Raw genomic sequence first — 24,934 nt, forward strand, 5'->3', positions numbered from 1 at the left:
GTGTAAATTTGCTGTATTATGACAAAAAATATCGAAAATGAGACAATGCTTCCAATTGAATTAGGTTTCATCATAAATCCAGAATTACCCATCATACCACTAGCCATAGATGTTTTTGAAACTCAGTGTGCCAGTAAGCACTCGCATCAAAGAGCACAATTAATCTATTCCTGTAACGGAACAATGAAAGTGACAGTCGAAAATCATGTTTGGCTGGTCTCTTCAAGACAAGCAATTTGGGTGCCTAGTATGTACGAACATCATGTTACTTTTTTAAAAAACAACCACATCCGTAATTTATTTATTGATCCATCAGTCTTAAGTAATTTACCCGATACCTGCTTTGCTTTAGACGTACCTCCTTTTCTTCGGGAATTAATACTTAGAATAGTAAACATTGGTGATAACTACCAAATGAATAGCGCTGAAGGAAGAATTATTCAGGTGGCACTTGATGAGCTGGCTACGATAAAGTCAACTAATTGTTTTTTACCCATTTCAAATGAACCCCGTTTAAAAAAAGTGATGGACGAACTCATCAATAACACAAGTGATAAAAGAACCATAGAAGAGTTTGCATTCCTAGCCTGCACCACTTCCCGCACTTTATCCCGATTATTCATCAAAGAAGTTGGAATGACTTTCGTAAATTGGAGAAAGCAAATCCGCATGATGGAAGCAATAGAAAAACTCGAAAAAGGAATTCCTATTGCTCAAATTGCATTAGAACTAGGATACAATAGCACCAGTTCATTTATTGAAGTATTCCGTAAAGAATTTGGGGTTTCTCCAAGTAATTATTTAAAAGAAAAAACTTAATCTACAGTCTATCAGCCAAATTCTTCGCATCAATATCACTGTGCGAAACATCATAAACAGACTGTCCGTTTTTAATCAGCAGTAATTGTGGGGATTGATGCATAACCTGAAAACGGCTGGCAATTTCATTAGAAATATCACGGTATTTCAATAAATCCAAGAAATAGGCATTAACATTATCTTCAGATTCAAATTCCTTTTCAAATTGTTTCAGCGCAAATCTGCTTATGCTGCAGCGTGTGCTGTGCTTAAAAATTACTGCTGGCTTTTGATCCGATAAGGCTGCTATCTCATCCAGCTGCCCTATAAATTGAAGCGGAATCCAATTGATTTTGCCCGCAGTTTCTTTCTTTTCTTCCGAACTACCAAATAGGGAATTAAATATACTCATTCTGTCTTGTTTTATGTCTTTTTGTCTTAATAAAACTATGAAAATCATAGATTAGACGTCAAATTGTCCGTAAATTTATAGTGGAATATAATTTGATATTTAGTTTGCAAAGTTAGTCATTAATTTGGTGATTAGTAATTAGTGATTAGTTAAAAGTGGATGCCTTTATGATTATTACAATTTTGAGGAAAACAATTGCCTAAAATCAGTCAAAGATGTTTTTTCATAAAAAGATTCTTCTTTATAGCATTACTAAAAAAGCTAATTACTATTTACTAGTAACTAATCACTGTTAAACATAAAACCTTTAATCATGAACATTAATAAATTTACCATTAAATCGCAGGAGGCCATTCAGCTTTCACAGCAATTGGTTCAGAGTTTGGGTCAGCAGCAAATAGAAAACGAACACATTTTCAAAGCTATTTTTGAAGTAGATGAAAATGTAGCGCCATTCATTTTGAAAAAACTGAATATAAATGTTCCGTTGTTCAAACAAATATTAGATAGTACCATTCAGAGTTTTCCAAAAGTATCAGGAGGAGAAATTCAGCTTTCCAGAACTGCTAATACCGCTTTGAACGAAGCCGAAATTATTGCAAAAAAAATGAATGACGAGTACGTTTCGATTGAGCATTTGATTCTCGCCATATTCGATTCTAAAAGCAAAGTATCCCAAATTCTAAAAGATCAAGGCGCAACTGGAAAAGGATTGAAAGCGGCGATAGAAGAATTGCGCAAAGGTGAAAGAGTAACCTCAGCATCTGCCGAAGAAACATACAATTCACTGAATAAATACGCTAAAAACCTCAACGAATTGGCTCGAACAGGAAAACTGGATCCTGTGATTGGCCGTGACGAGGAAATCCGGCGCGTTCTGCAAATCCTGACCAGAAGAACCAAAAACAATCCGATGCTGGTTGGAGAGCCTGGAGTGGGTAAAACTGCCATCGCCGAAGGATTGGCCCACCGTATTGTAGATGGTGATGTTCCTGATAATTTGAAGGATAAAATCGTATTCTCTCTGGATATGGGGGCATTAATTGCCGGAGCAAAATACAAGGGAGAATTTGAAGAACGATTGAAATCGGTGGTGAAAGAAGTTACTGCAGCCGAAGGTGATATTGTACTTTTCATAGACGAAATTCACACGCTTGTAGGTGCAGGCGGCGGCGAAGGCGCCATGGATGCCGCGAATATCCTGAAACCTGCATTGGCTCGTGGTGAATTGCGCGCTATTGGTGCGACTACTTTGGATGAATACCAAAAATATTTTGAAAAAGACAAAGCACTCGAACGCCGTTTTCAAAAAATTGTAATCGAAGAACCCGATACCGAAAGTGCCATTTCGATTCTGAGAGGTATCAAGGAAAAATACGAAACACATCATAAAGTACAAATAAAAGACGATGCTATTATTGCCGCCGTAACTCTTTCGCAACGCTACATTACTAATCGTTTTCTTCCGGATAAAGCCATCGACTTAATGGATGAAGCCGCTTCCAAACTGCGCATGGAAATCAACTCTAAACCTGAGGAATTAGACGTTTTGGATCGAAAAATAATGCAGCTGGAAATCGAAATAGAGGCCATTAAACGTGAAAAAGACGAAAGCAAGCTTAAAGCATTAGGTTTGGAATTGGCCAATCTAAAAGAAGATCGAAACGTGATTTATGCCAAATGGAAATCTGAAAAAGAAGTAGTTGATAACATCCAAATAGTAAAAACCGAAATCGAAGATTTCAAATATGAAGCCGAACGTGCCGAACGTGATGGCGATTACGGAAAAGTAGCTGAAATTCGTTATGGAAAAATCAAAGAAGCTCAAGAGCGTCTTGCCGTTTTTACCAAACAATTACAGGAAAACCAATCGGGAACTTCCTTGATAAAAGAAGAAGTAACCCGTGAAGATATTGCCGAAGTGGTAGCAAAATGGACTGGAATACCTGTAATGAAAATGCTGCAGGGCGAACGCGAAAAACTATTGCACCTTGAGGAAGAATTGCGCAAACGTATTGTGGGCCAAGCAGAAGCTATCGAAGCTGTGAGTGATGCTGTACGCCGCAGCCGTGCGGGATTACAGGACATAAAAAAACCTGTTGGAACCTTCTTATTCTTGGGAACCACAGGAGTTGGTAAAACCGAATTAGCAAAAGCCTTGGCTGAATACCTGTTTGATGATGAAAACGCCATGACGCGAATTGATATGAGCGAGTACCAAGAACGCCATAGCGTGAGCCGATTGGTAGGTGCGCCTCCGGGATACATAGGTTATGACGAGGGCGGACAATTGACCGAAGCCGTGCGCAGAAAACCGTACTCAGTGATACTGCTGGACGAAATCGAAAAAGCACATCCAGATACCTTCAATATTTTACTGCAGGTACTCGACGAAGGCCGTTTGACAGACAACAAAGGACGCCTGGCCGATTTCAAAAACACGATTATCATTATGACTTCGAATATGGGAAGCCAGATCATTCAAGAAAAATTTGAGAATTTAAAAGGAAGTGTCGAAGCCGCCACCGAACTCGCCAAAATCGAAGTCCTAGGATTATTGAAACAAACCGTGCGCCCAGAGTTCATCAACCGTATCGACGAGATTGTGATGTTTACGCCATTGACCAATGCTAATATTACTCAAATTGTTGGATTGCAATTGAAAAACGTAACCAATATGCTTGCCCAGCAAGGCATCACGATGGACGCCACTCCCGAAGCAATCGAATACCTGTCCGAAAAAGGATATGACCCGCAATTTGGAGCCAGACCCGTGAAACGAGTGATACAAAGAGAAGTTTTGAATAAATTGTCCAGAGAAATCCTCGCAGGCAAAGTTCATCCCGACAGCATCATTCTGCTCGATGCCTTCGACAACGAACTCGTTTTTAGAAATCAAACCGAGCTGGTACACGAATAAAAAAACAGAATCATTTTTTCAAAACTGCATTGTGGCATAACTTTGCAGTTTTTTTGTTTTTAGGAGCGGAGGATTTACGGTTTTTCATCAACAATTGTCCCGCTATTCGTTACAATCTTCTTGCCCGAACTCCGGGCAACAAGGATTTTCACTTTTATCGGGGCTAGACGATAAATTTAGTTTTCATATACAAGATTTTTAAATTTTTTTCACAATACAAAAGCTAATTAATTGTAGTTTAAATCAACTATATTTACGTGATTATTAATGAAACTTACCGAAGTTTTAGACAAACTGTTACCTGTGTAATATTTATGACAAAAATGCTAAACAACAACAGATCTATTTCCAAAAACTACGAATTATTAGGAGAATTAATTAATGAACATTTAAATTTAAATACAGACAAACAAAAAACTCTTGAAATTTGTCATGCTGGAAAATTTCTAATGTTCTTCGATAATTTAAAGATTCATAAAGTTACTGAAAAGCCAGATTTCATTTTAATAAATGGAAATGAAAAAATTGGTCTTGAACATCAAATAATTGTTGAAACAAAATCTAAAGAAAAAGAAGGTTTTTTTGAAAATATTTTTTCACAAGCTGAAATTGAGCTGAAAGATGACAAAAAATTGCCAAACTTTCTTGCCAGCTGTTACATAAAGCCTTATATAAACTTTAAACTGAATGAAAAAAAATATCTAATTAAAATAATAAAAAAAGTAATTGAAGAATACGTTCTTTATGAAAATTTTATTGAAAATCCGATAATTGAAAGCATATCTATCCAACCACATTCACAAAAAAATATTTACGCCAATATGGGAGCCTGGTGGCAGAAAAACATAACACTAGAAGTTTTAGAAAATTCAATAAAAAAGAAAGAAACTAAAATTTCAAGTTATAAAGAAACAGGAATAAATATTCAATGGTTATTATTGGTAATTGGTGGAAGTGGAGACAGTTCATTTGAAATGGATAAAGATTTAAAATTAGAAATGAAAACAAAGTTTGATAAAATTTTCGTGTTAGAAGATTTAAGAAATATGCTATATGAATTGAAATAAATACAGCTATCCCGACTGGTGCTTGTTTACAACGAGTACCAGAACGGGAATTATGTATTCTTGAACTTAAAATAAAACCTATGTCAAAACGAGATGAATTAGAGGAATTCCCTTTATATCAAAAAGCAGAACAAATCTTTAAAATCACGCAGGGATTAGTTGAAATCATCCCCGCTGACAATGAATTTCTACAAGAGACTACTGCTCGGTTTATGATGGAAAATGCAATGATTATACCTGCCAAAATTGCTGGAGCTCAAGCTGTAGAACTGTATGATTTAAAAATGGAAAATGCGGCCATAATTCGGAAAGCTGCTAGAGAATTATATGTCCAAGCAGGCAGTTTGCGCTTTGAAGAAGATATCTTAGACAAAGATTACATCCTTTTGCTGAGAAAAGAAATTGACGAATTCCGGCTTTTATTTATTGATTGGGTGGCTGGTTTTGATGTATGGAATTACATAAAGGACGACTGGGGACTGTTCAACCCGCCAGGTGTAAATGCTCATGATAAAGACCCCGATGAAGACATTCCTTTTAATCCAGATGATTTTTTTGGTTTTGAGAATGATGAAGACCATGAGAATGAGGAGGAATAATTCTATTCTGCGAAGTCACCCGACTCACACTAAGCGACCAATGCAATTCTGTAATCAAAGTCATTGCAAATTCTGATATTCATTCAAAACAAAACATAAAAAAACCACAAACAACAGCTTGTGGTTTTTTGTACTTGTAATTTGAATTAATAACAACTGATTTCTGTTCAGTTATATTCCTTTTAGACGCAATTGGTATTGTTTCAACATTTCATCAACATGTTCTTGTTTGATTTGCTTTTTGTTTAATCCCTTTAATTTACCCACATATCCCGTAAAAACATGACTAATATTGAGTGGTGAAAGATTGCCTTTATAAGAAGTATTATGACAAGAGAAACAATTAACAAGACTGTTTACTGTAGTTCCATGTATAGATGTTGGACTAAATCCTACCTGAACATATGTTTCCATAGTAATGTTGTATGCAGCAACAGATCCTCTAGTTAATTTTCCAGGTTGAGAATTTGAAAGATTACGGCCTAAGGAATTTAATAAGGCAGCTTGTGCTTGAGTACCTACATATCCTGCCGTATTAATCCATATTGAACCATTGTAGAAATAATTATTCCAAACACCTTTCAGCTGTGATTTAACACTTTCATTAATAGTGCGGATATTATTGAAGTTCTCCGAACCATTTTGACTTGTTTTCATATAAAGCCGAACATTAGCAGATCCTTTCATTGCTTTTTCAATAGGAACACCATATTTATAAACCGAAAAAACATCTGTATAAACACCATTCCCTGAAGTTATATTTTTAACCGTTGCGGTGGTGCTTTTGTTAAAAAAAGGATAATCAGCCGTGCTGGTCACTGGCGCATCTGTTGTAGGCGTAGCCTTAGACCAATCATAAGCAGGAGCAAGATTTTGATGTTCAAAAGTAGCCCATACAAATTCAGGATGATTCTCTACAACTCCAACTACATGCATTCCTAAAAGTGCCACTCTGGTTTTTACTCCATTGATTTCTCCTTTAGTAATAAAATAAGAAGTAGTGTCTTTAAGAACGCTTGCCTTTATCCAAGAAGTTTTAAGTTCTAATGAGCCTACGGGAAAGGTTATATCTTTCACCTTGGAAGGATCATTTTTTGCTATCGGTGCATATTTCAGCATTGTTGTGTAGGAAATTCTATCCATAAATATAGAATAATAGACCGTAGTGGACGGAGGAACACCCGATGGATAATTGGGTGTTTTCAAAATATCAGTGGTTGAACTTGCCTGAGCGGTATCTGTTAAGACAATCCCTTTACTTTGATCTAATCTTTGACCAGCCGAATTCACCTGAATCAAAGTTCCCATAAATGATGGCTGTCCATTAACCTCATTGGTTAACCAAAGAAACTTTTGCCAAGACCATTGATGAAAATCACAATTAGTTACAGTGGCATTGTTTGCAAATACGCTAGTTGGCCCTTCATTTGGCGCAGGAGTTTTTCTGGTATTGTTTTCCATCGCAAACCAACTAGCCGGAGCTAAACATTCGGAGACACTGGCGCTGGTGCTTTTACTCGTACTCGTATAATTTGAATTTTCACCTTTTGAATCTTTTTTGCAGGCACAAAATAAGATTAGGATAATTAAAAGCAATAGTTTTTTTGTCGTTTTCATATTAGACTTCTTTAGTTAAATTCAATCTTATGTGTTAAAATAAATGAAACTATATAATTAACTAACCGTTTTAAAAAAAAATGCCTTAAGCTCTATATATTTAGCCATGAAGACAAGAAAAATGCGTACAAGTAAATACTGACTTAATAAAGTGCGTATATACTGTACAACCTATATGCGAATACTTCCCGCTCTTCAAATTCACTGCAAAATGTAATACGCATCTAACTCAATCAAATTGCATAAACCTATTATTGGCTTAACTTTGCATCTTTAATCAATCCGATAAAACATTAAAAAATACAATCATGAATATTTTAGAATTAATAGAAAAAAGATATAGTACAAAGAAGTATAATGCTGATAAAGCCATACCTCAAGAAAAGATAGAAGATTTGAAAGAAATATTGCGCCTCACTCCTTCTTCTATAAACATACAGCCCTGGAAATTTACCTTTGTTCAAAATCCGGAAATTAAAGCAAAATTGGCTTCTGTTTCAATGCACAATACAGAAAAAATCAATCAGGCTCCATTACTGGTTGTATTTAGCGTAGCGGATGATTTGGATGCTTTTCAAAAAGTGGCTGACAACGAATTACCGCAAGCCAGAAGAGATTGGTACAATCAGATTAAAACCAGTATGCCGGAGGCCGATTTAAAAATATGGCTGTCCAAACAAGTTTATATCGCATTAGGAGTTGGTTTGACCGCTAGTATTGCATTAGGTTTGGATTCAACCCCAATGGAAGGCATTGAATCAGATAAATACATGGATATTCTTAATCTGTCAGCATACAAACCACTATTTGCAATGGCTGTAGGTTATGCTTCAGAAGATGATTTCAACCGAATTGAAGCAACTCCAAAATCCAGACGATTGTTGGAAAACATAATTGAAACTATTTAAACCACCAGTGCAAAATACAAACATAAAAAACTTCATAATCAATGGACATAAAAGCATTTTTATTAGACTGGCTGGAAATAAGCAACAGTTATAATACCGAAAAGTATTTGGCAAAATACCTAGAAGATGCAGTATTGGACGATCCTTCTGTAGGCAGAAAGTTTGTGGGACATAAAGGAATTCGGGAGTATTTTACCAGTTATTTTATTGGTTATAAAACACAAACCAAACTGGTAAAATTAGCTATTCTGGATAATACCGCTCACATGGAAGTAGAATTTACTGGTGAATTTCCTGAGGGGAAAATTGGAGGGATCTTTGATTTTACCTTCAAGAATCAAAAAATAACAACAGTAACCGCAGATTTAAAATATTAACCGATGCAGGTTTAACAGGCTGCAATATCATATCTTAGCAACAGCATTGACCTAAAACCCAAAAACGGATTATTTTAAGTTTTATCTTATGATTTATTTTTACATTTGATAACTTAATAAATTAATCAAACATGAAAAAATTAATACTAATCTCCTTTTTTTTAACATCAATTTTATCGAATGCACAAAGCAGTAACGATGACTACACAAAAAGCTCGGTGCTAAAAATTGGTGATTCATTTCCAATTTTCAACTATTTAAACAAAGATGGTAAAAGCCACGAAAGTTCTGAATTTAAAGGCAAAGTAATTTTAATAAATTTCTTTGCAACTTGGTGCGGCCCATGTATGGTTGAAATGCCTCTTTTAGAAAAAGAAATTTGGGAACCATACAAATCAAATAACAATTTTAAGTTAATCAGCTTTGGCAGAGACCATAGTCTGAACGAAATTAATAATTTCATAAAATTAAAAAACTTTAACTTCGAAATTTGTCCTGATAAAGGAAAATTAATTTATAACCAATTTGCCACGCAATACATCCCCCGAAATTATTTAATTGATAAAAACGGAAAAATCATTTACATTTCAGTTGGCTATAGTGATGAAGATTTTAAAATTTTAAAAGAAAAAATAAAATCATTACTGTAATTTATCCACTACGCAACTCAAAAAACTAGTTCTGCAATTCCCTAAAGCTTTCAGAATACCTCTTTCGTCACACACACTGTATAAGCTCCGACTTCCCTACCCTGGTTGAACACATAATTCGACTGCACAATTAAAGTCTTTGAAGAAAGAATCCATCAAAACATTGTAAATGAAACGCTAAGAAAGAAAAGCAGCATTTTTAAGCAGATTTTTATTGTTTTAAAAAGTAATCTTTTTCTTTATTTAAAATTAAACAAATGTATTTTATCCGTATTTTAATAAAGTTTAACTAATTTTATCCCACGTTTTGAAAGCTAAAAAACGGTAATCCTTTGGCTTTCAAATAATTTAAAAATATAAAGAAAACGCTTAGCTCTTTTCATTATCAAAAGGAATAAAATACAACTGCTATTATGAACTCTGCATCCAAAAATAAAAAAACATCACTAATAAACATCTTAATTGATTTTTTTGCGACTCTATATGATTTGGGTTATGATTTTATAAAACTTTTAGTTGCCTTTTTTGCATCTCTATATGATATAGTTTATAGTTTTTTATTTTTTTTATGGGAATATCTAAAATGGATCACCGACATACATCCCATAAAATCTCAAGACTTCACCACACAAGCCGAGGAACCAATAATATGCAAACCGCAAAGGAAAGAGCCATTTGAGGAACACCGCAGGAACTAAAAGAATATAGATTCAGAAAATCCAAGAGCATTGTTCAAAGACAGCAAAACACAAGCAGATTTTTAAACAGCTTGGCTTTTGAAAATTAGAATTTAGATGCAATGAATTATTTGCTTATTTTTTTCTAATAATAAAAGATAGCACGAATTTACTATCGTTAATTTCGTTTTGCATTTAGAGAATTTTAGGCTAATTTAGTCCTAAACCGTACTAGCAATAACGCGCTGGACGCAGCCTCCAAAGCCTAACCATAAATCAATTACCGATAAATATATTTTAGATGGAAAATCAAGGTGCATCTGTTGTAATTAATCATCATATTTTAAATGGAAAACAAAAGCAATATGAAGATTGGCTCAATGAAATTGGTCCAATATGCAGAAGCTTTGCTGGCAACATTGACTGGCAAATAATTCGGCCTATTCTCAATTTGACTTTCATTTACACAGTAATTATTAGATTTGACACCATCGAAAACCTAAAAAGCTGGATGGAGTCTGAAGAGAGAAAAAATCTCATAGAAAAAGTTAAACCTTTTTTAGCCAAAGACGATAAATATCTTATTAGATCAGGTTTGGATTTCCTTTTTGAGACTGAGACTGAAAAACAAAAAGTCCCAGTTCGATGGAAACAATATTTAGTCACTTGGTCTGCTATTTATCCTTTATCAATTTTAATTCCTCTAATTGTATTGCCAATTTTAAAAGCATTAAACTTTCCCGACACTAAATTTATCGGCTCATTATTTATTTCAGGATGTATTGTTTTTATTATGGTATATTGGCTGATGCCCAATTATACCAAATTAATTAAAAAATGGCTTTACAAATAAAACCTATTAAAGAATTTTAAATTAGTATGAAACTCTATATTAAAAATATGGTTTGTAACCGCTGTATTATGGCAGTGAAAAACGAATTGGAAAAATTTGGCTATCAGCCTTTAAATATTACTTTGGGCGAAGTGCTGCTAGGCAATGAAATGACCGATAGCGAGAAAGAAATGTTTAGCCAACAATTGAAAATATTAGGATTTGAAATGATTGATGACAAGAAAAGCCGAATTGTAGGCCAAATCAAATCTTCTATTATCGAAATCGTCCATCATCAGAACAGTGATTTAAAATCCAACCTCTCTGACTATTTAAGCAACAGGCTTCATCATGATTATACCTATCTTTCCAATCTGTTTTCTGAGACAGAAAGCACTACTATTGAGAAGTATTTTATAGCTCAAAAAATAGAAAAAGTAAAGGAATTATTGGTATATGATGAGCTATCATTGAGCGAAATTGCAGCTAAAATGAACTATTCCAGCGTCGCTTATTTAAGCAATCAATTTAAAAAAGTTACTGGTCTTACCCCAACTTATTTCAAAAATATCAAGGAGGCCAAACGCAGGCCTTTAGACGAACTGTAAATGTTACAAATACTATCTATAATCAAGTAACATGAAAGGCGGAAAGTGCTGCGACCTTTGCTGTGTAATTAAAATAACATGGCAACAAAAACAAATACTACCGAAGTCTTTCTGCCTCTCGAAGGTGTAGAAAGCGAACATTGCGCCTTAATAGTAGATAAAGGCTTGAGCAAACTGCAGGGACTAAACTCCCACAAAGTCGAGCTGAATAACAAGCGGGCGGTCATTCAGGCGAATAATGCCGAAACAGTTTCAGAAGCAGTACATCTTATCAGGGATTTAGGCTATAACGTAACTACCATCATAAAAACTTTTCCTGTCTTAGAAATGAGCTGCGCCTCTTGTGCTGTCAATGCAGAAAGCATTTTAAAATTACAGCAAGGCGTTATAAATGCAGCAGTAAATTTTGCAACAGCAACCGTAGCCGTAGAATATATTCCGGGGGTAATTGATCCCTTAGCTCTCAAAAAAGCTGTGCAGTCAGGCGGTTATGATTTATTGGTTGAAGAAAATAAAGACGAAACCAGTACAATAGAAAACCTGCAGCTTGAAAAATTTGCCTCGCTAAAAAAAAGAACGTATTGGGCATTGGCATTTTCTGTACCATTGGTCGCTATTAGCATGTTTTTTATGAATATACCGTATGCTAATGCGTTCATGTGGCTATTGAGTACTCCTGTGGTTCTATGGCTGGGAAGGGATTTTTTTATAAACGCATGGAAACAAGCCAAACACCGAACTGCCAATATGGACACATTGGTGGCTTTGAGTACAGGAGTTGCATATACTTTTAGCGTTTTCAATACGCTCTTTCCTATTTTTTGGCATCAAAGAGGATTGCACGCCCATGTATATTTTGAAGCCTCGTCAGTTGTAATCGCTTTTATCTTATTGGGGAAGCTTCTGGAAGAAAAAGCCAAAGGGAACACTTCGGCAGCAATCAAGAAATTGATGGGTTTGCAGCCTAAATCGGTTATCATTATTAACGAGGGCGGACATGAAATGGAAATTCCTATTGAACAAGTTCAGATTGGAGACATCGTTTTGGTAAAACCAGGAGAAAAAATTGCGGTAGACGGAATACTGATTAGCGGTAATTCTTATGTGGACGAAAGCATGTTGAGCGGAGAACCTGTTCCAGTATTTAAAAAGGAAAACGAAAAAGTTTTTTCGGGTACTATTAATCAAAAAGGAAGTTTTCAATTCAAAGCAGAAAAAATAGGAAGTGACACCATGCTTGCCCAAATCATAAAAATGGTGCAGGATGCTCAAGGCAGTAAAGCTCCTGTTCAGAAATTGGCCGATAAAATTGCAGGCGTTTTTGTACCAATAGTAATAGTAATTGCCATTGCATCACTTATTATTTGGACAATTTTTGGCGGAAATAATGGCTTTACACATGGCTTAATGGCTTTGGTAACGGTACTCGTTATTGCTTGTCCCTGTGCCTTAGGATTGGCAACACCCACAGCAATTATGGTAGGAGTTGGTAAAGGAGCCGAAATGGGGATTTTAATAAAAGATGCTGAAAGTTTGGAGCAAACCCAAAAAATTAATGCAATTGTTCTCGACAAGACTGGAACGATAACAGAAGGAAAACCACTTGTGACCAATGAATTTTGGTCAGCCGATGACAATCAGCTGAAACAAATTTTATACAGCATAGAAAAGCAGTCAGAACATCCATTGGCAGAAGCTGTAGTGAAGTATTTAAAGGCACAAACAAAAATATCCATTTCAAATTTTGAAAGCATTACAGGCAAAGGTGCAAAAGCTGTTTTTGAAGGCGAGACCTATTTCGTCGGCAATAAAACTTTATTGCAAGAAAAAGAAATTACCATTGAAAATTCACTGCTAAAAACAGCAGCGCAATGGAGTGAAGAAGCCAAAACCGTTATTTGGTTTTCTAATAGCAAAAAATCTTTGGCCATTTATGCCATTGCCGACCAAGTAAAGCCAAATTCTAAAGACGCTATTACCGAACTGCGAAGAGACGGCATTGACGTATATATGATAACAGGCGATAATGAAGCTACTGCCAAAGCAATAGCAAAAAGCGTTGGCATCAGTCATTATAAAGCTGGAGTATTACCAGAACAAAAAGCAATATTCGTAAAAGAACTCCAAAACAACGGCAAGGTGGTGGCGATGGTTGGCGACGGCATTAACGACAGTACAGCACTGGCGCAAGCAGATGTAAGCATTGCGATGGGAAAGGGAAGCGATATTGCAATGGATGCCGCAAAAATGACCATCATTTCGTCAGACCTTAAAAAAGTGCCTGAAGCCATCAGCTTATCAAAAGCAACTGTTGCTACCATAAAGCAAAACCTTTTTTGGGCATTTATCTACAACCTGATCGGAATCCCTATTGCAGCTGGAATTCTATACCCTTTCAACGGATTTTTATTGAATCCGATGCTTGCAGGTGCAGCTATGGCCTTAAGCAGCGTGAGCGTAGTGAGTAATAGCTTACGGTTAAAATGGAAGAAATAACAAACATAAATTTTCCAAAATCTATTTTGCCGAATTTACATTAATCTCTTTAAAAATAAAAAACATGAAAACAGAAAATATCAGCTTACAATTTAAAACCAACATCAACTGCGATGGCTGTATCGCCAAAGTAACACCTTTTCTTAATGAAGCCAAAGGCATTTGCCATTGGGAAGTCAACACAGCCAATAAAGACAAAATTCTTACCGTGCAGACTGACGGCATTACCAAAGAAAAAATCATGCAAAAAGTACAGGAAGCTGGATTTAAAATTGAATTGTTAAACTAATAACCTGAGTTCTATTATTTCAATTTTCTTTTTAAATGATAGTAAAAAACAATATCAGCTCTTAGCCTCAATGAAGTAAAAATCCTTACAAGCCCTCTCGCTTCAAAAAGCGAGAGGGCTTGTAAGATTATAACGAAAAACGGGACAATATTACCAAATATGCCTAATATTTCTGCTTCAAATTAATAGAACTCCAGTTAATAAAGCCAGATAGATGCTTCTATTAACTGGTTATATTTATTGTTCAATTTTTTCAAAAGTCAAATGATTTATTGCCAACTCCCCTCTACTGTCATCTTTCAGCATCAAAAACTTTCCTGTATTCTCCATTACTTTCCAATCCCTGCTCAAATGGATTAAAACTTCAGGAGAGCCCAATGACACTTTAAAAATGTTACTGAATAAATCAGCATCGCTGGTACTTTTGGATACAAACCATAGACCAGTATTAGTATTGGTTTCCTTTGTAGCGGTCAATAATGCATCTTCGCTAAAAACAAAATTATATCCAGCATAATTTTGAGTTTTATCTACGCCGGAATCATAAAAATAGGCAACTTTCCAAGTACCATTTTTTATGGTATCTCCTATTTCATCGACAGTATTTATATCTTCATCATTGGCGCAGGAAACTAGAGATGAAACTATTATGGTAATCAGCAAAACAAAACGGAATACATTTCGAAATTTCATACAATCGATAAATTTTAAGTTTTCTCTTTAAAATTCTGGTTATAATAAAAGTAACAATTAAAATTCAAGTTTAGAAACATAATCTGTACTTTATCTCAACAACTACTTGTGATGATATGTAAATTTTATAACTTTTTTAAAAAGAAATATAAAACATTTTCAAGCAAAGTAATGCAACTTTACATTGTTGAGAATAAGCAATAGACTTCAAAAAAACAGCCTCATAAAATAAAAGATTATGAACAATATATTCAAAGGGCAATTAGCTGGTTATGAAGCAAAAAATAGGCAGTGGCTGTTTTGGCACTATTTTAGTTTTTGTCATTATCAGATTTCTTTTAGGACAATGCAGTTAAAAATTTAAATTCATATAAATAAAATTAATTCAATAACATTCAAAAATTAAATATCATGAGCACAGGTAAAGTAGTATTAGGAACATTGGCAGGACTTGCCGTTGGTGGAATATTAGGAATCTTATTTGCACCAGAAAAAGGTTCAGTAACCCGTCAGCAAATCTTAGACAAAGGAAATGATTATGCAGATGATTTAAAATCAAAATATAACGGTATTACAGAGACTTTGAAAGAAAAATTTCAAGCTGTGAAAAATGATGCAGAAAGTATCGCCCAAAATGGGAAAGCAAAATTTGATGAAGTAAAAAACGACATCAATAGACCTCCATCAAATTATTAATTATAAATAAACTTATTATGATTGACGATACAACACCTATAGACACTCTTTTTGAGCGTGCTGAAGATTACGCAAAAACAACCCTGAAATTGGTAAAGCTAAACGCTGTCGATAAATCGGCCGAAATAGTTTCATCCCTATTTTCATTGCTCGTTGTCAGTATGACAGTTGTGTTGTCAATCATAATTTTTAGTATTGGTGCTGCATTATGGGTAGGAAAACTATTGGGTGATGCATTTTACGGTTTCTTTATAATTGGAGCCTTTTATTTCCTTACAGCAATTCTTCTTCGCATTTTCCGGGAACGATGGCTCAAATATCCTATCAGCAATTCTATTATCAAACAACTGATGAAGAAAAAAAGACATAATTGAGTACATCATTAAAAAATAGACAGTTAATAGTCTTTATCTAATTAAATTATTTACATATTAAAAATGGTTCCTATGAAAAAGCTTAACGAAACCGATGCATTAAATGAGTTAATTTTTCTTAACGTACAGCTATACCATACTGATCTGCGGTTGTTAAAAGAACAGTTTCATATCACTTATGAAAGCATAAAGCCCATTAATCTTATGAAAAATCTTGTCCATGAAATTACTGCTTCACCTGAAATAAAAGAAGATGTAATTGGTAATGTCATCGGGCTGGCTATTGGATTCATTTCTAAAAAACTTATAGTCGATGAGAACAGCGGTACTTTAAAAAAAGTAATCGGAACAATTCTTCAATTTGCTATAACAAATGTTATTTCAAAACATTCGATTAATATTAAATCAGTTGGAACTGCTCTTTTCAATAACTTCTTTAAAAGAAATAATCAGTAAATACAATTTTTAGGAATACAATAATACGCTAGCCGAGATGCTGGTGTTTTTTTTTGATTAAAATTTATAAAACAAAAAACACTTCCTTCCTAGCAAAAAAACTGAATAAAATTTAATAGCCACAGGTAAATTCCAATCAATAATTCCAGTAAAAATTAGTAGATTCGCATCAATAAAAAATCAAGGCTAAGGAKAAAAATTTTGGTAAAACACCAAAATTAAACTCAGTTTCTAAAACAATTATAATGGCATCAGGCTTTTTTGTACTATTAGATGATATCGCAGCAATTATGGATGATGTTGCTGTAATGAGTAAAATTGCGGCAAAAAAAACTGCAGGCATTTTAGGCGATGACTTAGCGGTTAATGCAGAAAAAGCTTCTGGATTTATTTCATCAAGAGAGCTTCCTGTATTGTGGGCCATTGGAAAAGGTTCACTCATCAATAAATTAATCATTTTGCCAATTGCCTTTTTGTTAAGTGCTTTTTTTCCTTTGGCAGTTATAGTAATATTAGTCCTTGGCGGACTTTATTTAGCTTATGAAGGAGCCGAAAAAATATACGAATATCTATTTCATCGTGAACATGCATCTGCCGAAACTGTAATTAAAGAATACACTGAAGAGGAAATCTTAGCGCTAGAAAAAGATAAAATAAAATCAGCGATAGTAACCGATTTTATTTTATCGGTAGAGATTGTGATTATTGCGCTAGGCACTGTATTAGAAAAACCATTGCTGTCACAGATTATAGTGGTCTCAATAATTGCTATTCTAGCCACAGTAGGCGTTTATGGCATTGTTGCGATGATTGTTAGAATGGACGAACTCGGTTATAAACTCATTAAACATAGTACTAAAGAAAACAGCTTATCCTACCGAATAGGAAATATATTGGTGCAGGCTTTACCAAAAGTAATTAAAAGTCTGACCGTGATTGGCACAATAGCTTTGCTTTCGGTGGCTGGTGGCATTTTTGTGCACAATATTGATTTTTTACATCATTTATTTCCTCAATTGCCTTCTTTTATAAAAGAATTTAGTTTCGGACTTATAATCGGTTTTATTGTTTTAGGAATAGTAACTGTGTTCAAAAAGATAATTAGAAAGAAATAAAAAAAATGAAAATGAAATTTAAAGGTGTTATTTTTGATTTGGACGGCACACTAGTTAATTCACTAGAAGACATTGCCGATGCTATGAACAGTGTTCTTCAAGGCCTCGGCTACCCTACCCACAGTTATGAAACCTATCAGTATTTCATTGGCAGCGGACTTAGAAATCTAGTAAGCAAATCGTTGCCAAAAACCAATAATGATGAAAAACATATCGATAGCTGCTACCAATTAATGATTGAAGAATATAGCAATAATTGCACCCGCAAAACAAAAGCATACGATGGGATTATCGAATTATTGGATCAGTTGATTTCTAATAATATAAAACTAAGTGTGTTTTCGAATAAATCGGATGAGCTTACCAAGAAAATCACCGCCGATTTATTTCCTGGCTATTTTGAAACTGTAGTAGGATTAAGCATTGAAGCACTAAAAAAACCAAACCCATCTGAAGCCATCGCAATATGCAAAAGCTTAGGATTAAAAACCGAAGAAATCATTTTTGCGGGAGATTCCGGAATCGATATGAAAACGGCAGCTAATGCCAATATGACTGCAGTAGGCGTGTCTTGGGGATATCGTCCAGAAGAAGAATTGATTGCAACCGGAGCAAAATATGTGATAAGCAATCCTTTGGATCTAATCCAGATTTTACAGCTCGAAAATGCTGTTATATTAACACAACAGTAATCTTTATAACTCGAAAATGCCTTATATTTTTGCTTCGAAAAAACACTAATCGAACTTAGCCAATAGTAATACTGTCCACAACTTCTTTGAGCATTTGCAGGCTTTTTAATTTATCCTGATGGTTGTATATGGGACTGCTGATCATCAATTCATCGATACGGGAATATTGGATAAATTCTTTTAATTCTTTGGCCAATGTCTGCATACTGCCTATAAATGAGCCAGCCGTCATTTGGTTGACATGAAAACGGGCTTCTTCGCTCATGTCATTCATGAGATCGGTCAAGGAATCCACTGGAGGCTGTAACGGTTCCCTCGTGTTTTGAACCAAATTCTGAAACATTTGATACAAACTGGTAGACAGGATTTCGGCTTCTTCATCTGTATCGGCAGCAATTGCATTGACACACGCCATCGTTTTGGGTTTATCCAAATATAACGATGGCTTAAAGTTTTCCCGATAAAACTCAAAAGACTGAATCATCTGCCTCGGCGCAAAATGTCCCGCAAAAGCGTACGGCAATCCATAAGCCGCCGCCAATGTGGCACTGTCCATACTCGATCCTAAAATCCAGATAGGAACGTTTGTCCCTTCGGCTGGAAAAGCGCGGACACTCGCTGTAGCATTTCCCTCGGAAAAATAATCCTGTAATGCCGACACATTCTTAGGAAACCGCTGTGATTCCTCAAAAAAGTCTTTCCTTATGGCTTGTGCTGTCTGCGAATCGGTTCCGGGAGCTCTTCCCAGGCCAAGATCAATTCGGTCAGGGTACAAAGTCGCCAATGTCCCAAACTGTTCGGCAATAATCAACGGAGAATGATTCGGCAGCATAATTCCCCCCGAACCCACACGTATATTTTGTGTCTGGCTCGCCACATATCCAATCAAAACCACCGTTGCCGTACTCGCTACATGAGCCATGTTATGATGCTCGGCCAGCCAGAAACGCTTGTAGCCCAAACCATCAACAAACTGTGCCAGCTCTTTGGTTTTCTGCATCGTTTCAGTAGCATTGCTGCCTTCGGTAATTATGGCTAACTCAAGTAAAGATATCGGAATTGGGGTTTTCATATTCATCATAGTTTGCACAAATTTAATCATTACCGCTTAGGGTATTCATGCCAAGATGTTAATTCAATTATAATATTTAGAACGATTTTTTTTGCAATTATTTAGGAGCAGAAGCATTTGTCATTTCATCAGCGGCAGTCCCGCTGTCCGCAATATCTTTTATGCCTCTCGTCTTTTGGAACGAGACGGCATAAAAGGATATTTGCTCCCATCAGGGCTAGGCGAGATATTTAGTTTTTCAGTTGAAATGATGCAAGCTTATGTTATTAGAATTTGTTTTTGAAATTAAATACATATATTTACTACAGTCATAATGCAAATACATCAAAATTGAATGGATATGTGATACATTACAGCGTAAATAAGTTGGCAGTAACACAAAAACAACATAACAATATGACAAAGACAAATTGGATAATTACAAGCTGACATGCAGAAATTAAAGATAATACTATTAAGTATAAATCTTAAATGTTCAAAAATCAATTAGGGAATGAAGAAATAAGCTTTATTCTTAAATCAAAAGATCAAAAAGAGAGATGTCAAATCGTTTTCTAATTAAATTTTATAAAATAATGAAAAACCAAAATACACATACGGAAACTACGCAGATAGAAAATATTGATACTGTAAAACTGGCACAAACAGAAATGAGAAATAATCATATGTATGGTGCTACCGGTATAGTGGTTTCGGGGCTTATATGGTTAACTTCAAGTCTTGTTGCTTATAATTATTCATCTAGACAAGCTGTTTGGACGCTTCTTATTGGTGGAGTTCTTATTCATCCCATAAGCACAATTTTTAATAAAATAATTGGAGTTAGCGGAACTCATAGTAAAAATAATCCATTAGCAAGTCTTGCTATGGAAGGCACATTCTATATGCTTATGTGTATACCTCTTGCTTATGAACTTTCCCTTCAACGGATTGAATGGTTTTTCCCTGGTATGCTAATGATAATTGGAGGCAGATATTTAACGTTTAATACAATATTTGGAAATCGATTATTTTGGATTTTAGGCGGATTTTTGGGGATTGCAGGTTATATACTATTTTCATTAAATGCAAAGTGTTATATATCCGCTTTGACAGGCGCAGGAATTGAAATTTTCTTTGGACTTTTTGTGTATCTCCATGCTCGCAAGATAATAATAAAGACGTAAGGATTAAAAAATGATAATATTTATGTGCAGATGCTAAGTCTTCAAATATTTTATATTGTTGTTTAAAATTACACCCTGCAAAGACCCAAAAAACATAAAGGCAATTCCATAACAAGTTGCTTTTTTTTGAATTTACACAATCAAAATTACTAGGAGCATATTTCATTTTCAATTGGAATGATACTACCTTGTGATTATAAACAGTATTCCAATTTTAAAAATTTAAATCCTATATTTACTGTAAGCACAATGAAAAACCACTCAAATTAATGGGAGTATTATTTACATAAGCAACTTGCCATTTTTCCAAACTGACCTCCAAGATAAGAAAGCGAAAATAAAATGAAACATTTTAAAGACTTTAAAAAATATAATGAATATCTTGGTTTGGATGAACCTTTAGACAATGATATTGACGTTGGTTATTATGACCCTCCAAATATGTTGTCTAAATCTGAACCAATAACGGTTGACTTTTACAGAATCTCTATAAAAATAAATGTTGTAAACAAAACAATACCAAAAAGTGAACCTATAACTGCGGCGTTTTTCAATAGCCCAAATTTGATAGTTCCTGCGGATTGGGATGTTGAACCAACTTATCAAGGAATGTATCTGCAACTTTCTAAAAAAATAATTGAAGAAAATCGATATTTATTTAAAACTTATCTTGACTATGGACAACATGAAGCATTGTATTTGACTAACGAAGAAGTTCAGGAAATCAGTGCTGTTTTCAAATTGATGATGAAATATTACGAAAGTAAAAAGCAAAATTTCAATGTATTGCTATCCTATGTAAATGTTTTGGTTTCTTTAGTGGAAGCATTTTATAAAAGACAATTTTCAACCGACCCAAAAGAATACAATCGGATTGTAATGGATTTCCAACAAAGCTTAATTGATTATTACAACAAACCAGTATCACAACTTCCAAATGTTCAGTATTTTGCAGACAAATTAGGTTTAACAGCTAATTATTTGGGCGATATCATAAAACATTTTACCAAAAAATCTGCACTCGAAAATATTCACGATTTTGTAATTAAAAAAGCTAAAGAGTTATTAGTTGAAAATAAAAAATTAAACACCGCAGAAGTTGCTTATGAATTGGGTTTTGAATACCCAAATTACTTTTCAAAATTCTTTAAAAAACAGGTAAATCTTTCCCCAAAAGAATACCGATTGCAAGCAATCGCCAAAAACTAACACAATGAAAACGCCTTTAATCAAGGCGTTTTTTGTTATAAGTAATTTGTTTCTTTTTTAGTGGTAATCTGTTTCCTCTAGCTGTTAAGCAAGGTTCTACATTTGTTACATTATTCAGGTTCTCATTAGAAAAAGAGAAATTAAAATAACAAACTATATAAAAATGGAAAAACAAAAAAAAGTATTACTAATTAATACACACTTAACCTATCCAAACTGGACAGAAGGAACTTTAAATAATTCATTTATTCTAAAGGCAAAAAACTTTTTTGAAGCAAAAGATTTTGAAATTTTAGAAACAAAAATTGAAGAAGGTTACAATGCAGAAGAAGAGGCAGAAAAACATTTACTGGCAGACATTGTAATTCTTCAAGCACCAGTAAATTGGTTTGGGGCGCCTTGGATTTATAAAAAGTATGTAGATGAAGTTTTTAATAACGGTTTAGCAAGCAAAAAGTTTTTAACAGGCGACGGAAGAACAAGAGAAGATGTTACTAAACAATATGGAACAGGCGGACTTTTGCAAGGCAAAAAATTTATGGTTTGCGCCACTTGGAACGCACCCGAAGAAGCATTTGGCAACCCAGAACAGCAATTATTTCAAGGTAAAACTACATCAGATTTATTTTTACACATTACTAGTAATTATCGTTTCTGCGGTTATGATATTTTGCCAGATTACAATTGTTTTGATATTTTCAAAAGTGAAAATATTGCCAATGATTTAGAAAACTATCCAAAACATTTAGAAAAAACTTTAGGCTTTCAAAACGAAAAATAAATCAATCAAGTAAAATCATTTTTCTTAAGTACGTACACAAAAAACGAGCCTTTTTAACTTTTAAAAAAATCCAAAAGCCAGTACTGTTACTCTTTTAAAAATTAACTATTTTTGCAGTCTAATTTTTTTAACATGTCAAAGAAGAAATACAAAATAGCGGTTATTCAATTGAATTTAAATGATGTTGCCGAAAACAACCTTAAAAAATGCTTAAGCTGGGTGCGTGATGCAGCCAATCAAGGAGCTGAGGTGATTTCGTTGCCGGAGTTATACAGCAGTCATTATTTTTGTCAAAGTGAAGATGTAGATAATTTTGCTTTGGCAGAACCATTATACAGCACTTCATTTATTGCTTTTAGCGCTTTGGCAAAAGAATTGGGAGTGGTAATCATCGTTCCTTTCTTCGAAAAAAGAATGGCTGGAATTTACCATAACAGCGCTTACATCATTAATACAGATGGTACAGAGGCTGGATTGTACCGTAAAATGCACATTCCGGACGATCCGCATTTCTATGAAAAATTCTATTTCACTCCAGGTGATTTAGGTTTCAAGGCTTTCCCTACCGAGAAAGGAAAAATAGGAACTTTAATTTGTTGGGATCAATGGTATCCAGAAGCAGCTCGATTGACAGCCTTACAAGGTGCCGATGTTTTATTTTACCCAACAGCAATTGGATGGCATCCGCTTGAAAAAGAACAATATGGTGAAAACCAGCACGGAGCATGGATGAACGTGATGAAAGGTCATGCAGTTGCCAATGGCGTGTATGTAGCTGCAGCTAACCGAATCGGATTAGAACAGTATATTGAAGGAACTGCAGGAATTCAGTTTTGGGGATCTTCTTTTATAGCTGGACCACAAGGTGAAATTTTGGCGCAGGCCTCACACGATAAAGAAGAAATCCTGATTGCCGAAGTTGATTTGGATTTACAGGAAAATGTGCGTCAGAACTGGCCTTTCTTCAGAGACAGAAGAATTGATGCCTTTGGAGATATTACCAAAAGAGCTATTGATTAATACAATTTGCCATATTAAAAAAGCCGTTTCAAAAAAATTATTTGAAACGGCTTTTTTTATACCATTTATTGTTTTAGAATTTATTTTACTTTAAAACTAACTCTTCTTACGATTTGACGTGCCTCTTTAGAATTTTTATTCACCGAAGCATCTTCTCCGTTAGCGATTACATTCAATCTGGAAGCATCAATTCCAGCTTTTACAGCTATTTCTTTTACAGCTTCAGCTCTTTTTCTTGATAATTCGGTATTGTAGCCTGAATCTCCAATTTCGTCAGCATAACCTATGATATCTGCACTTTTAGAAGGATTGTTTTGTAAATATTTAACAATGAAACCAACTCCAGGCAAAGAAGCGCTAGTTGGATTTTTTGAATTAAAATCAAAATAGACATTCACATATCCAGCGTTAATCAGCTCTTCTATATTATTATTCGATGGAACATTTCCTATTTTTGCATACGTTTTGTCTAAGTAGCTTTCTAATTCATCTGGAACGCCATTTTGATTATGATCTATGGATTGTCCTTTTGTATTTACAGCAACTCCGGTAATAGAATTTGGTTCTAAATCATACAAATCTGCTACACCATCTTTATCAGAATCCAAAAGACTCGTTTCTAACAGCCTCACTCTTTTTTCTAAATCATCAGAGATTGTTTTTCCACCAACCCAATCAGCATGTTTTTCGTTTTTCCCTAAGTAAAAAGTTAAACCAGCAGTTATATTTATTATTACACCGTCAATTGCCATTGAAGATGATGCTTTCATTCCGTCAAAGTTATAATTCTGGCTTCCATGAAGAATTCCGCTTAAATCTGCAGTTAGAGCAACTCGATTGCTTAGCTTAACTTGACCAGTTAGACCAAAAATTCCATTAACCATATAGTCCTCACCTTCAAAACCATCTTTAGAAGTTAATTGAGAAACTCCCAAACCAGTATGAAACAGCAATCCAAATGTATTGGTGAAAGTTTCAAAATTTAAAGCTCGACCAAGATTAATAACTCCCTGCAGACTCGTTCTTAAATAAGTACTTTCAAACGGCGGAGTATTATCTCGTTCACTAAATTTGTCATATTCAAAATCAAGTTTCCAGCCAAATTTAGGACTTAACATGTACCTTGCTCCTAAATCTATATGAGTCGGATTAAAGGTAGGGGTAAAATATTTGTTTGTTATTGCTCTGATCGGTTTAGTCGCACCGGCATTTAGTTCAATAGACCACTTATTATACGCAGTATTATCAACTGAAGATTGAGATGAAGCGGTATTCACATCCTGTGCATTTGCTGCTAATGATAATAATAAAGATAAAAAAGATAATTTTTTTTTCATAATATAAAAATTTAATTCAAAACGATTTAAATCAAAGTTCAAATACATTTTAAAATTGTTAAAGAATACTAAT

25 protein-coding genes are annotated in these 24,934 nt (G+C 34.5%); 20 read left to right on the forward strand and 5 right to left on the reverse strand.

Annotation, left to right across the window (positions count from 1 at the left end; genetic code table 11):
* Nucleotides 1-18: 18 nt before the first annotated feature.
* On the forward strand, nucleotides 19-819 hold the full coding sequence (locus AC1DVP_RS12655) for a helix-turn-helix domain-containing protein (RefSeq protein WP_477183836.1): 801 nt from the start codon (nucleotides 19-21) through the stop codon (nucleotides 817-819).
* Nucleotide 820: 1 nt separating this feature from the next.
* Here the strand turns inward: AC1DVP_RS12655 and ytxJ are convergent, their stop codons facing one another.
* On the reverse strand, nucleotides 821-1,210 hold the full coding sequence (gene ytxJ / locus AC1DVP_RS12660) for a bacillithiol system redox-active protein YtxJ (RefSeq protein WP_477183837.1): 390 nt from the start codon (nucleotides 1,208-1,210) through the stop codon (nucleotides 821-823).
* Between the two features lie 313 nt (nucleotides 1,211-1,523).
* Between ytxJ and clpB the strand changes: the two genes are divergently transcribed.
* The 3 genes from clpB to AC1DVP_RS12675 all read left to right on the forward strand — a co-directional run bounded on the left by clpB (nucleotide 1,524) and on the right by AC1DVP_RS12675 (nucleotide 5,796).
* Nucleotides 1,524-4,130 (forward strand): ATP-dependent chaperone ClpB, encoded by a 2,607-nt coding sequence (gene clpB, locus AC1DVP_RS12665; RefSeq protein WP_477183838.1) that lies wholly within the window; start codon nucleotides 1,524-1,526, stop codon nucleotides 4,128-4,130.
* A 323-nt stretch (nucleotides 4,131-4,453) separates the two neighbouring features.
* Entirely contained in the window at nucleotides 4,454-5,197 is a 744-nt protein-coding gene (locus AC1DVP_RS12670; RefSeq protein WP_477183839.1) for a hypothetical protein, read from the forward strand.
* An 80-nt stretch (nucleotides 5,198-5,277) separates the two neighbouring features.
* Nucleotides 5,278-5,796 carry a hypothetical protein gene (locus tag AC1DVP_RS12675; protein ID WP_477183840.1) on the forward strand — a complete coding sequence of 173 codons (519 nt, stop codon included), beginning with the start codon at nucleotides 5,278-5,280 and terminating at the stop codon, nucleotides 5,794-5,796.
* Between the two features lie 171 nt (nucleotides 5,797-5,967).
* Here AC1DVP_RS12675 and AC1DVP_RS12680 read toward each other — a convergent pair whose 3' ends face one another.
* Nucleotides 5,968-7,413, reverse strand: a complete 1,446-nt coding sequence (locus tag AC1DVP_RS12680) for a hypothetical protein (protein WP_477183841.1) — start codon at nucleotides 7,411-7,413, stop codon at nucleotides 5,968-5,970.
* Nucleotides 7,414-7,721: 308 nt separating this feature from the next.
* On the opposite strand from AC1DVP_RS12680, the gene AC1DVP_RS12685 reads away from it, so the two are divergent.
* From AC1DVP_RS12685 to AC1DVP_RS12715, 7 genes are all read left to right on the forward strand, one after another.
* A complete protein-coding gene (locus AC1DVP_RS12685; protein WP_477183842.1) occupies nucleotides 7,722-8,321 on the forward strand; it encodes a nitroreductase family protein in 600 nt (199 codons plus the stop codon).
* Nucleotides 8,322-8,362: 41 nt separating this feature from the next.
* Nucleotides 8,363-8,698: a nuclear transport factor 2 family protein gene (locus AC1DVP_RS12690; RefSeq protein ID WP_477183843.1), complete on the forward strand. Its 336-nt coding sequence runs from the start codon at nucleotides 8,363-8,365 to the stop codon at nucleotides 8,696-8,698.
* A 131-nt stretch (nucleotides 8,699-8,829) separates the two neighbouring features.
* Entirely contained in the window at nucleotides 8,830-9,348 is a 519-nt protein-coding gene (locus AC1DVP_RS12695; protein ID WP_477183844.1) for a TlpA family protein disulfide reductase, read from the forward strand.
* Nucleotides 9,349-10,326: 978 nt separating this feature from the next.
* Nucleotides 10,327-10,878 (forward strand): antibiotic biosynthesis monooxygenase, encoded by a 552-nt coding sequence (locus AC1DVP_RS12700; protein WP_477183845.1) that lies wholly within the window; start codon nucleotides 10,327-10,329, stop codon nucleotides 10,876-10,878.
* Nucleotides 10,879-10,904: 26 nt separating this feature from the next.
* Nucleotides 10,905-11,465, forward strand: a complete 561-nt coding sequence (locus tag AC1DVP_RS12705; RefSeq protein ID WP_477183846.1) for a helix-turn-helix domain-containing protein — start codon at nucleotides 10,905-10,907, stop codon at nucleotides 11,463-11,465.
* A 78-nt stretch (nucleotides 11,466-11,543) separates the two neighbouring features.
* Nucleotides 11,544-13,961, forward strand: coding sequence for a heavy metal translocating P-type ATPase (locus AC1DVP_RS12710; RefSeq protein ID WP_477183847.1), 2,418 nt, complete (start codon nucleotides 11,544-11,546; stop codon nucleotides 13,959-13,961).
* A gap of 64 nt (nucleotides 13,962-14,025) precedes the next feature.
* Nucleotides 14,026-14,250, forward strand: coding sequence for a heavy-metal-associated domain-containing protein (locus AC1DVP_RS12715; RefSeq protein WP_477183848.1), 225 nt, complete (start codon nucleotides 14,026-14,028; stop codon nucleotides 14,248-14,250).
* A 237-nt stretch (nucleotides 14,251-14,487) separates the two neighbouring features.
* On the opposite strand, the gene AC1DVP_RS12720 is transcribed toward AC1DVP_RS12715, so the two are convergent.
* Complete coding sequence (locus AC1DVP_RS12720) at nucleotides 14,488-14,943, reverse strand: hypothetical protein (RefSeq protein ID WP_477183849.1); 456 nt, start codon at nucleotides 14,941-14,943, stop codon at nucleotides 14,488-14,490.
* 411 nt (nucleotides 14,944-15,354) lie between these two features.
* Between AC1DVP_RS12720 and AC1DVP_RS12725 the strand changes: the two genes are divergently transcribed.
* The 5 genes from AC1DVP_RS12725 to AC1DVP_RS12745 all read left to right on the forward strand — a co-directional run bounded on the left by AC1DVP_RS12725 (nucleotide 15,355) and on the right by AC1DVP_RS12745 (nucleotide 18,276).
* The gene (locus AC1DVP_RS12725; protein ID WP_477183850.1) at nucleotides 15,355-15,639 is read left to right on the forward strand and encodes a YtxH domain-containing protein; all 285 of its coding nucleotides are present in this window, start codon (nucleotides 15,355-15,357) and stop codon (nucleotides 15,637-15,639) included.
* A 17-nt stretch (nucleotides 15,640-15,656) separates the two neighbouring features.
* Nucleotides 15,657-16,013, forward strand: coding sequence for a hypothetical protein (locus AC1DVP_RS12730; RefSeq protein ID WP_477183851.1), 357 nt, complete (start codon nucleotides 15,657-15,659; stop codon nucleotides 16,011-16,013).
* A 72-nt stretch (nucleotides 16,014-16,085) separates the two neighbouring features.
* Entirely contained in the window at nucleotides 16,086-16,469 is a 384-nt protein-coding gene (locus tag AC1DVP_RS12735; protein ID WP_477183852.1) for a hypothetical protein, read from the forward strand.
* Between the two features lie 245 nt (nucleotides 16,470-16,714).
* Nucleotides 16,715-17,584: a DUF808 domain-containing protein gene (locus AC1DVP_RS12740; protein WP_477183853.1), complete on the forward strand. Its 870-nt coding sequence runs from the start codon at nucleotides 16,715-16,717 to the stop codon at nucleotides 17,582-17,584.
* Between the two features lie 11 nt (nucleotides 17,585-17,595).
* Nucleotides 17,596-18,276, forward strand: a complete 681-nt coding sequence (locus AC1DVP_RS12745) for an HAD family hydrolase (protein WP_477183854.1) — start codon at nucleotides 17,596-17,598, stop codon at nucleotides 18,274-18,276.
* 55 nt (nucleotides 18,277-18,331) lie between these two features.
* On the opposite strand, the gene AC1DVP_RS12750 is transcribed toward AC1DVP_RS12745, so the two are convergent.
* Nucleotides 18,332-19,348: an LLM class flavin-dependent oxidoreductase gene (locus AC1DVP_RS12750; RefSeq protein ID WP_477183903.1), complete on the reverse strand. Its 1,017-nt coding sequence runs from the start codon at nucleotides 19,346-19,348 to the stop codon at nucleotides 18,332-18,334.
* Nucleotides 19,349-19,923: 575 nt separating this feature from the next.
* On the opposite strand from AC1DVP_RS12750, the gene AC1DVP_RS12755 reads away from it, so the two are divergent.
* From AC1DVP_RS12755 to AC1DVP_RS12770, 4 genes are all read left to right on the forward strand, one after another.
* Nucleotides 19,924-20,514, forward strand: coding sequence for a DUF7010 family protein (locus tag AC1DVP_RS12755; RefSeq protein ID WP_477183855.1), 591 nt, complete (start codon nucleotides 19,924-19,926; stop codon nucleotides 20,512-20,514).
* Nucleotides 20,515-20,856: 342 nt separating this feature from the next.
* Nucleotides 20,857-21,723, forward strand: a complete 867-nt coding sequence (locus AC1DVP_RS12760; RefSeq protein ID WP_477183856.1) for a helix-turn-helix domain-containing protein — start codon at nucleotides 20,857-20,859, stop codon at nucleotides 21,721-21,723.
* A gap of 163 nt (nucleotides 21,724-21,886) precedes the next feature.
* Entirely contained in the window at nucleotides 21,887-22,504 is a 618-nt protein-coding gene (locus tag AC1DVP_RS12765) for an NAD(P)H-dependent oxidoreductase (protein ID WP_477183857.1), read from the forward strand.
* A gap of 132 nt (nucleotides 22,505-22,636) precedes the next feature.
* Nucleotides 22,637-23,524, forward strand: a complete 888-nt coding sequence (locus AC1DVP_RS12770) for a carbon-nitrogen hydrolase (protein WP_173504706.1) — start codon at nucleotides 22,637-22,639, stop codon at nucleotides 23,522-23,524.
* Between the two features lie 80 nt (nucleotides 23,525-23,604).
* Here AC1DVP_RS12770 and AC1DVP_RS12775 read toward each other — a convergent pair whose 3' ends face one another.
* Nucleotides 23,605-24,861, reverse strand: a complete 1,257-nt coding sequence (locus AC1DVP_RS12775; protein ID WP_477183858.1) for an OmpA family protein — start codon at nucleotides 24,859-24,861, stop codon at nucleotides 23,605-23,607.
* Nucleotides 24,862-24,934 lie beyond the last annotated feature (73 nt).

It is taken from the genome of Flavobacterium sp. P3_A6 (assembly GCF_056403035.1).

Coding starts and splice junctions, on each gene's coding strand:
- AC1DVP_RS12705 (WP_477183846.1), top strand. CDS start 10,905: ATGAAACTCTATATTAAAAATATGGTTTGTAACCGCTGTATTATGGCA.
- AC1DVP_RS12725 (WP_477183850.1), top strand. CDS start 15,355: ATGAGCACAGGTAAAGTAGTATTAGGAACATTGGCAGGACTTGCCGTT.
- AC1DVP_RS12655 (WP_477183836.1), top strand. CDS start 19: ATGACAAAAAATATCGAAAATGAGACAATGCTTCCAATTGAATTAGGT.
- AC1DVP_RS12760 (WP_477183856.1), top strand. CDS start 20,857: ATGAAACATTTTAAAGACTTTAAAAAATATAATGAATATCTTGGTTTG.
- AC1DVP_RS12770 (WP_173504706.1), top strand. CDS start 22,637: ATGTCAAAGAAGAAATACAAAATAGCGGTTATTCAATTGAATTTAAAT.
- AC1DVP_RS12685 (WP_477183842.1), top strand. CDS start 7,722: ATGAATATTTTAGAATTAATAGAAAAAAGATATAGTACAAAGAAGTAT.
- AC1DVP_RS12735 (WP_477183852.1), top strand. CDS start 16,086: ATGAAAAAGCTTAACGAAACCGATGCATTAAATGAGTTAATTTTTCTT.
- AC1DVP_RS12680 (WP_477183841.1), bottom strand. CDS start 7,413: ATGAAAACGACAAAAAAACTATTGCTTTTAATTATCCTAATCTTATTT.
- clpB (WP_477183838.1), top strand. CDS start 1,524: ATGAACATTAATAAATTTACCATTAAATCGCAGGAGGCCATTCAGCTT.
- AC1DVP_RS12775 (WP_477183858.1), bottom strand. CDS start 24,861: ATGAAAAAAAAATTATCTTTTTTATCTTTATTATTATCATTAGCAGCA.
- AC1DVP_RS12750 (WP_477183903.1), bottom strand. CDS start 19,348: ATGAAAACCCCAATTCCGATATCTTTACTTGAGTTAGCCATAATTACC.
- AC1DVP_RS12730 (WP_477183851.1), top strand. CDS start 15,657: ATGATTGACGATACAACACCTATAGACACTCTTTTTGAGCGTGCTGAA.
- AC1DVP_RS12695 (WP_477183844.1), top strand. CDS start 8,830: ATGAAAAAATTAATACTAATCTCCTTTTTTTTAACATCAATTTTATCG.
- ytxJ (WP_477183837.1), bottom strand. CDS start 1,210: ATGAGTATATTTAATTCCCTATTTGGTAGTTCGGAAGAAAAGAAAGAA.
- AC1DVP_RS12700 (WP_477183845.1), top strand. CDS start 10,327: ATGGAAAATCAAGGTGCATCTGTTGTAATTAATCATCATATTTTAAAT.
- AC1DVP_RS12710 (WP_477183847.1), top strand. CDS start 11,544: ATGGCAACAAAAACAAATACTACCGAAGTCTTTCTGCCTCTCGAAGGT.
- AC1DVP_RS12755 (WP_477183855.1), top strand. CDS start 19,924: ATGAAAAACCAAAATACACATACGGAAACTACGCAGATAGAAAATATT.
- AC1DVP_RS12720 (WP_477183849.1), bottom strand. CDS start 14,943: ATGAAATTTCGAAATGTATTCCGTTTTGTTTTGCTGATTACCATAATA.
- AC1DVP_RS12745 (WP_477183854.1), top strand. CDS start 17,596: ATGAAATTTAAAGGTGTTATTTTTGATTTGGACGGCACACTAGTTAAT.
- AC1DVP_RS12690 (WP_477183843.1), top strand. CDS start 8,363: ATGGACATAAAAGCATTTTTATTAGACTGGCTGGAAATAAGCAACAGT.
- AC1DVP_RS12715 (WP_477183848.1), top strand. CDS start 14,026: ATGAAAACAGAAAATATCAGCTTACAATTTAAAACCAACATCAACTGC.
- AC1DVP_RS12675 (WP_477183840.1), top strand. CDS start 5,278: ATGTCAAAACGAGATGAATTAGAGGAATTCCCTTTATATCAAAAAGCA.
- AC1DVP_RS12670 (WP_477183839.1), top strand. CDS start 4,454: ATGCTAAACAACAACAGATCTATTTCCAAAAACTACGAATTATTAGGA.
- AC1DVP_RS12765 (WP_477183857.1), top strand. CDS start 21,887: ATGGAAAAACAAAAAAAAGTATTACTAATTAATACACACTTAACCTAT.
- AC1DVP_RS12740 (WP_477183853.1), top strand. CDS start 16,715: ATGGCATCAGGCTTTTTTGTACTATTAGATGATATCGCAGCAATTATG.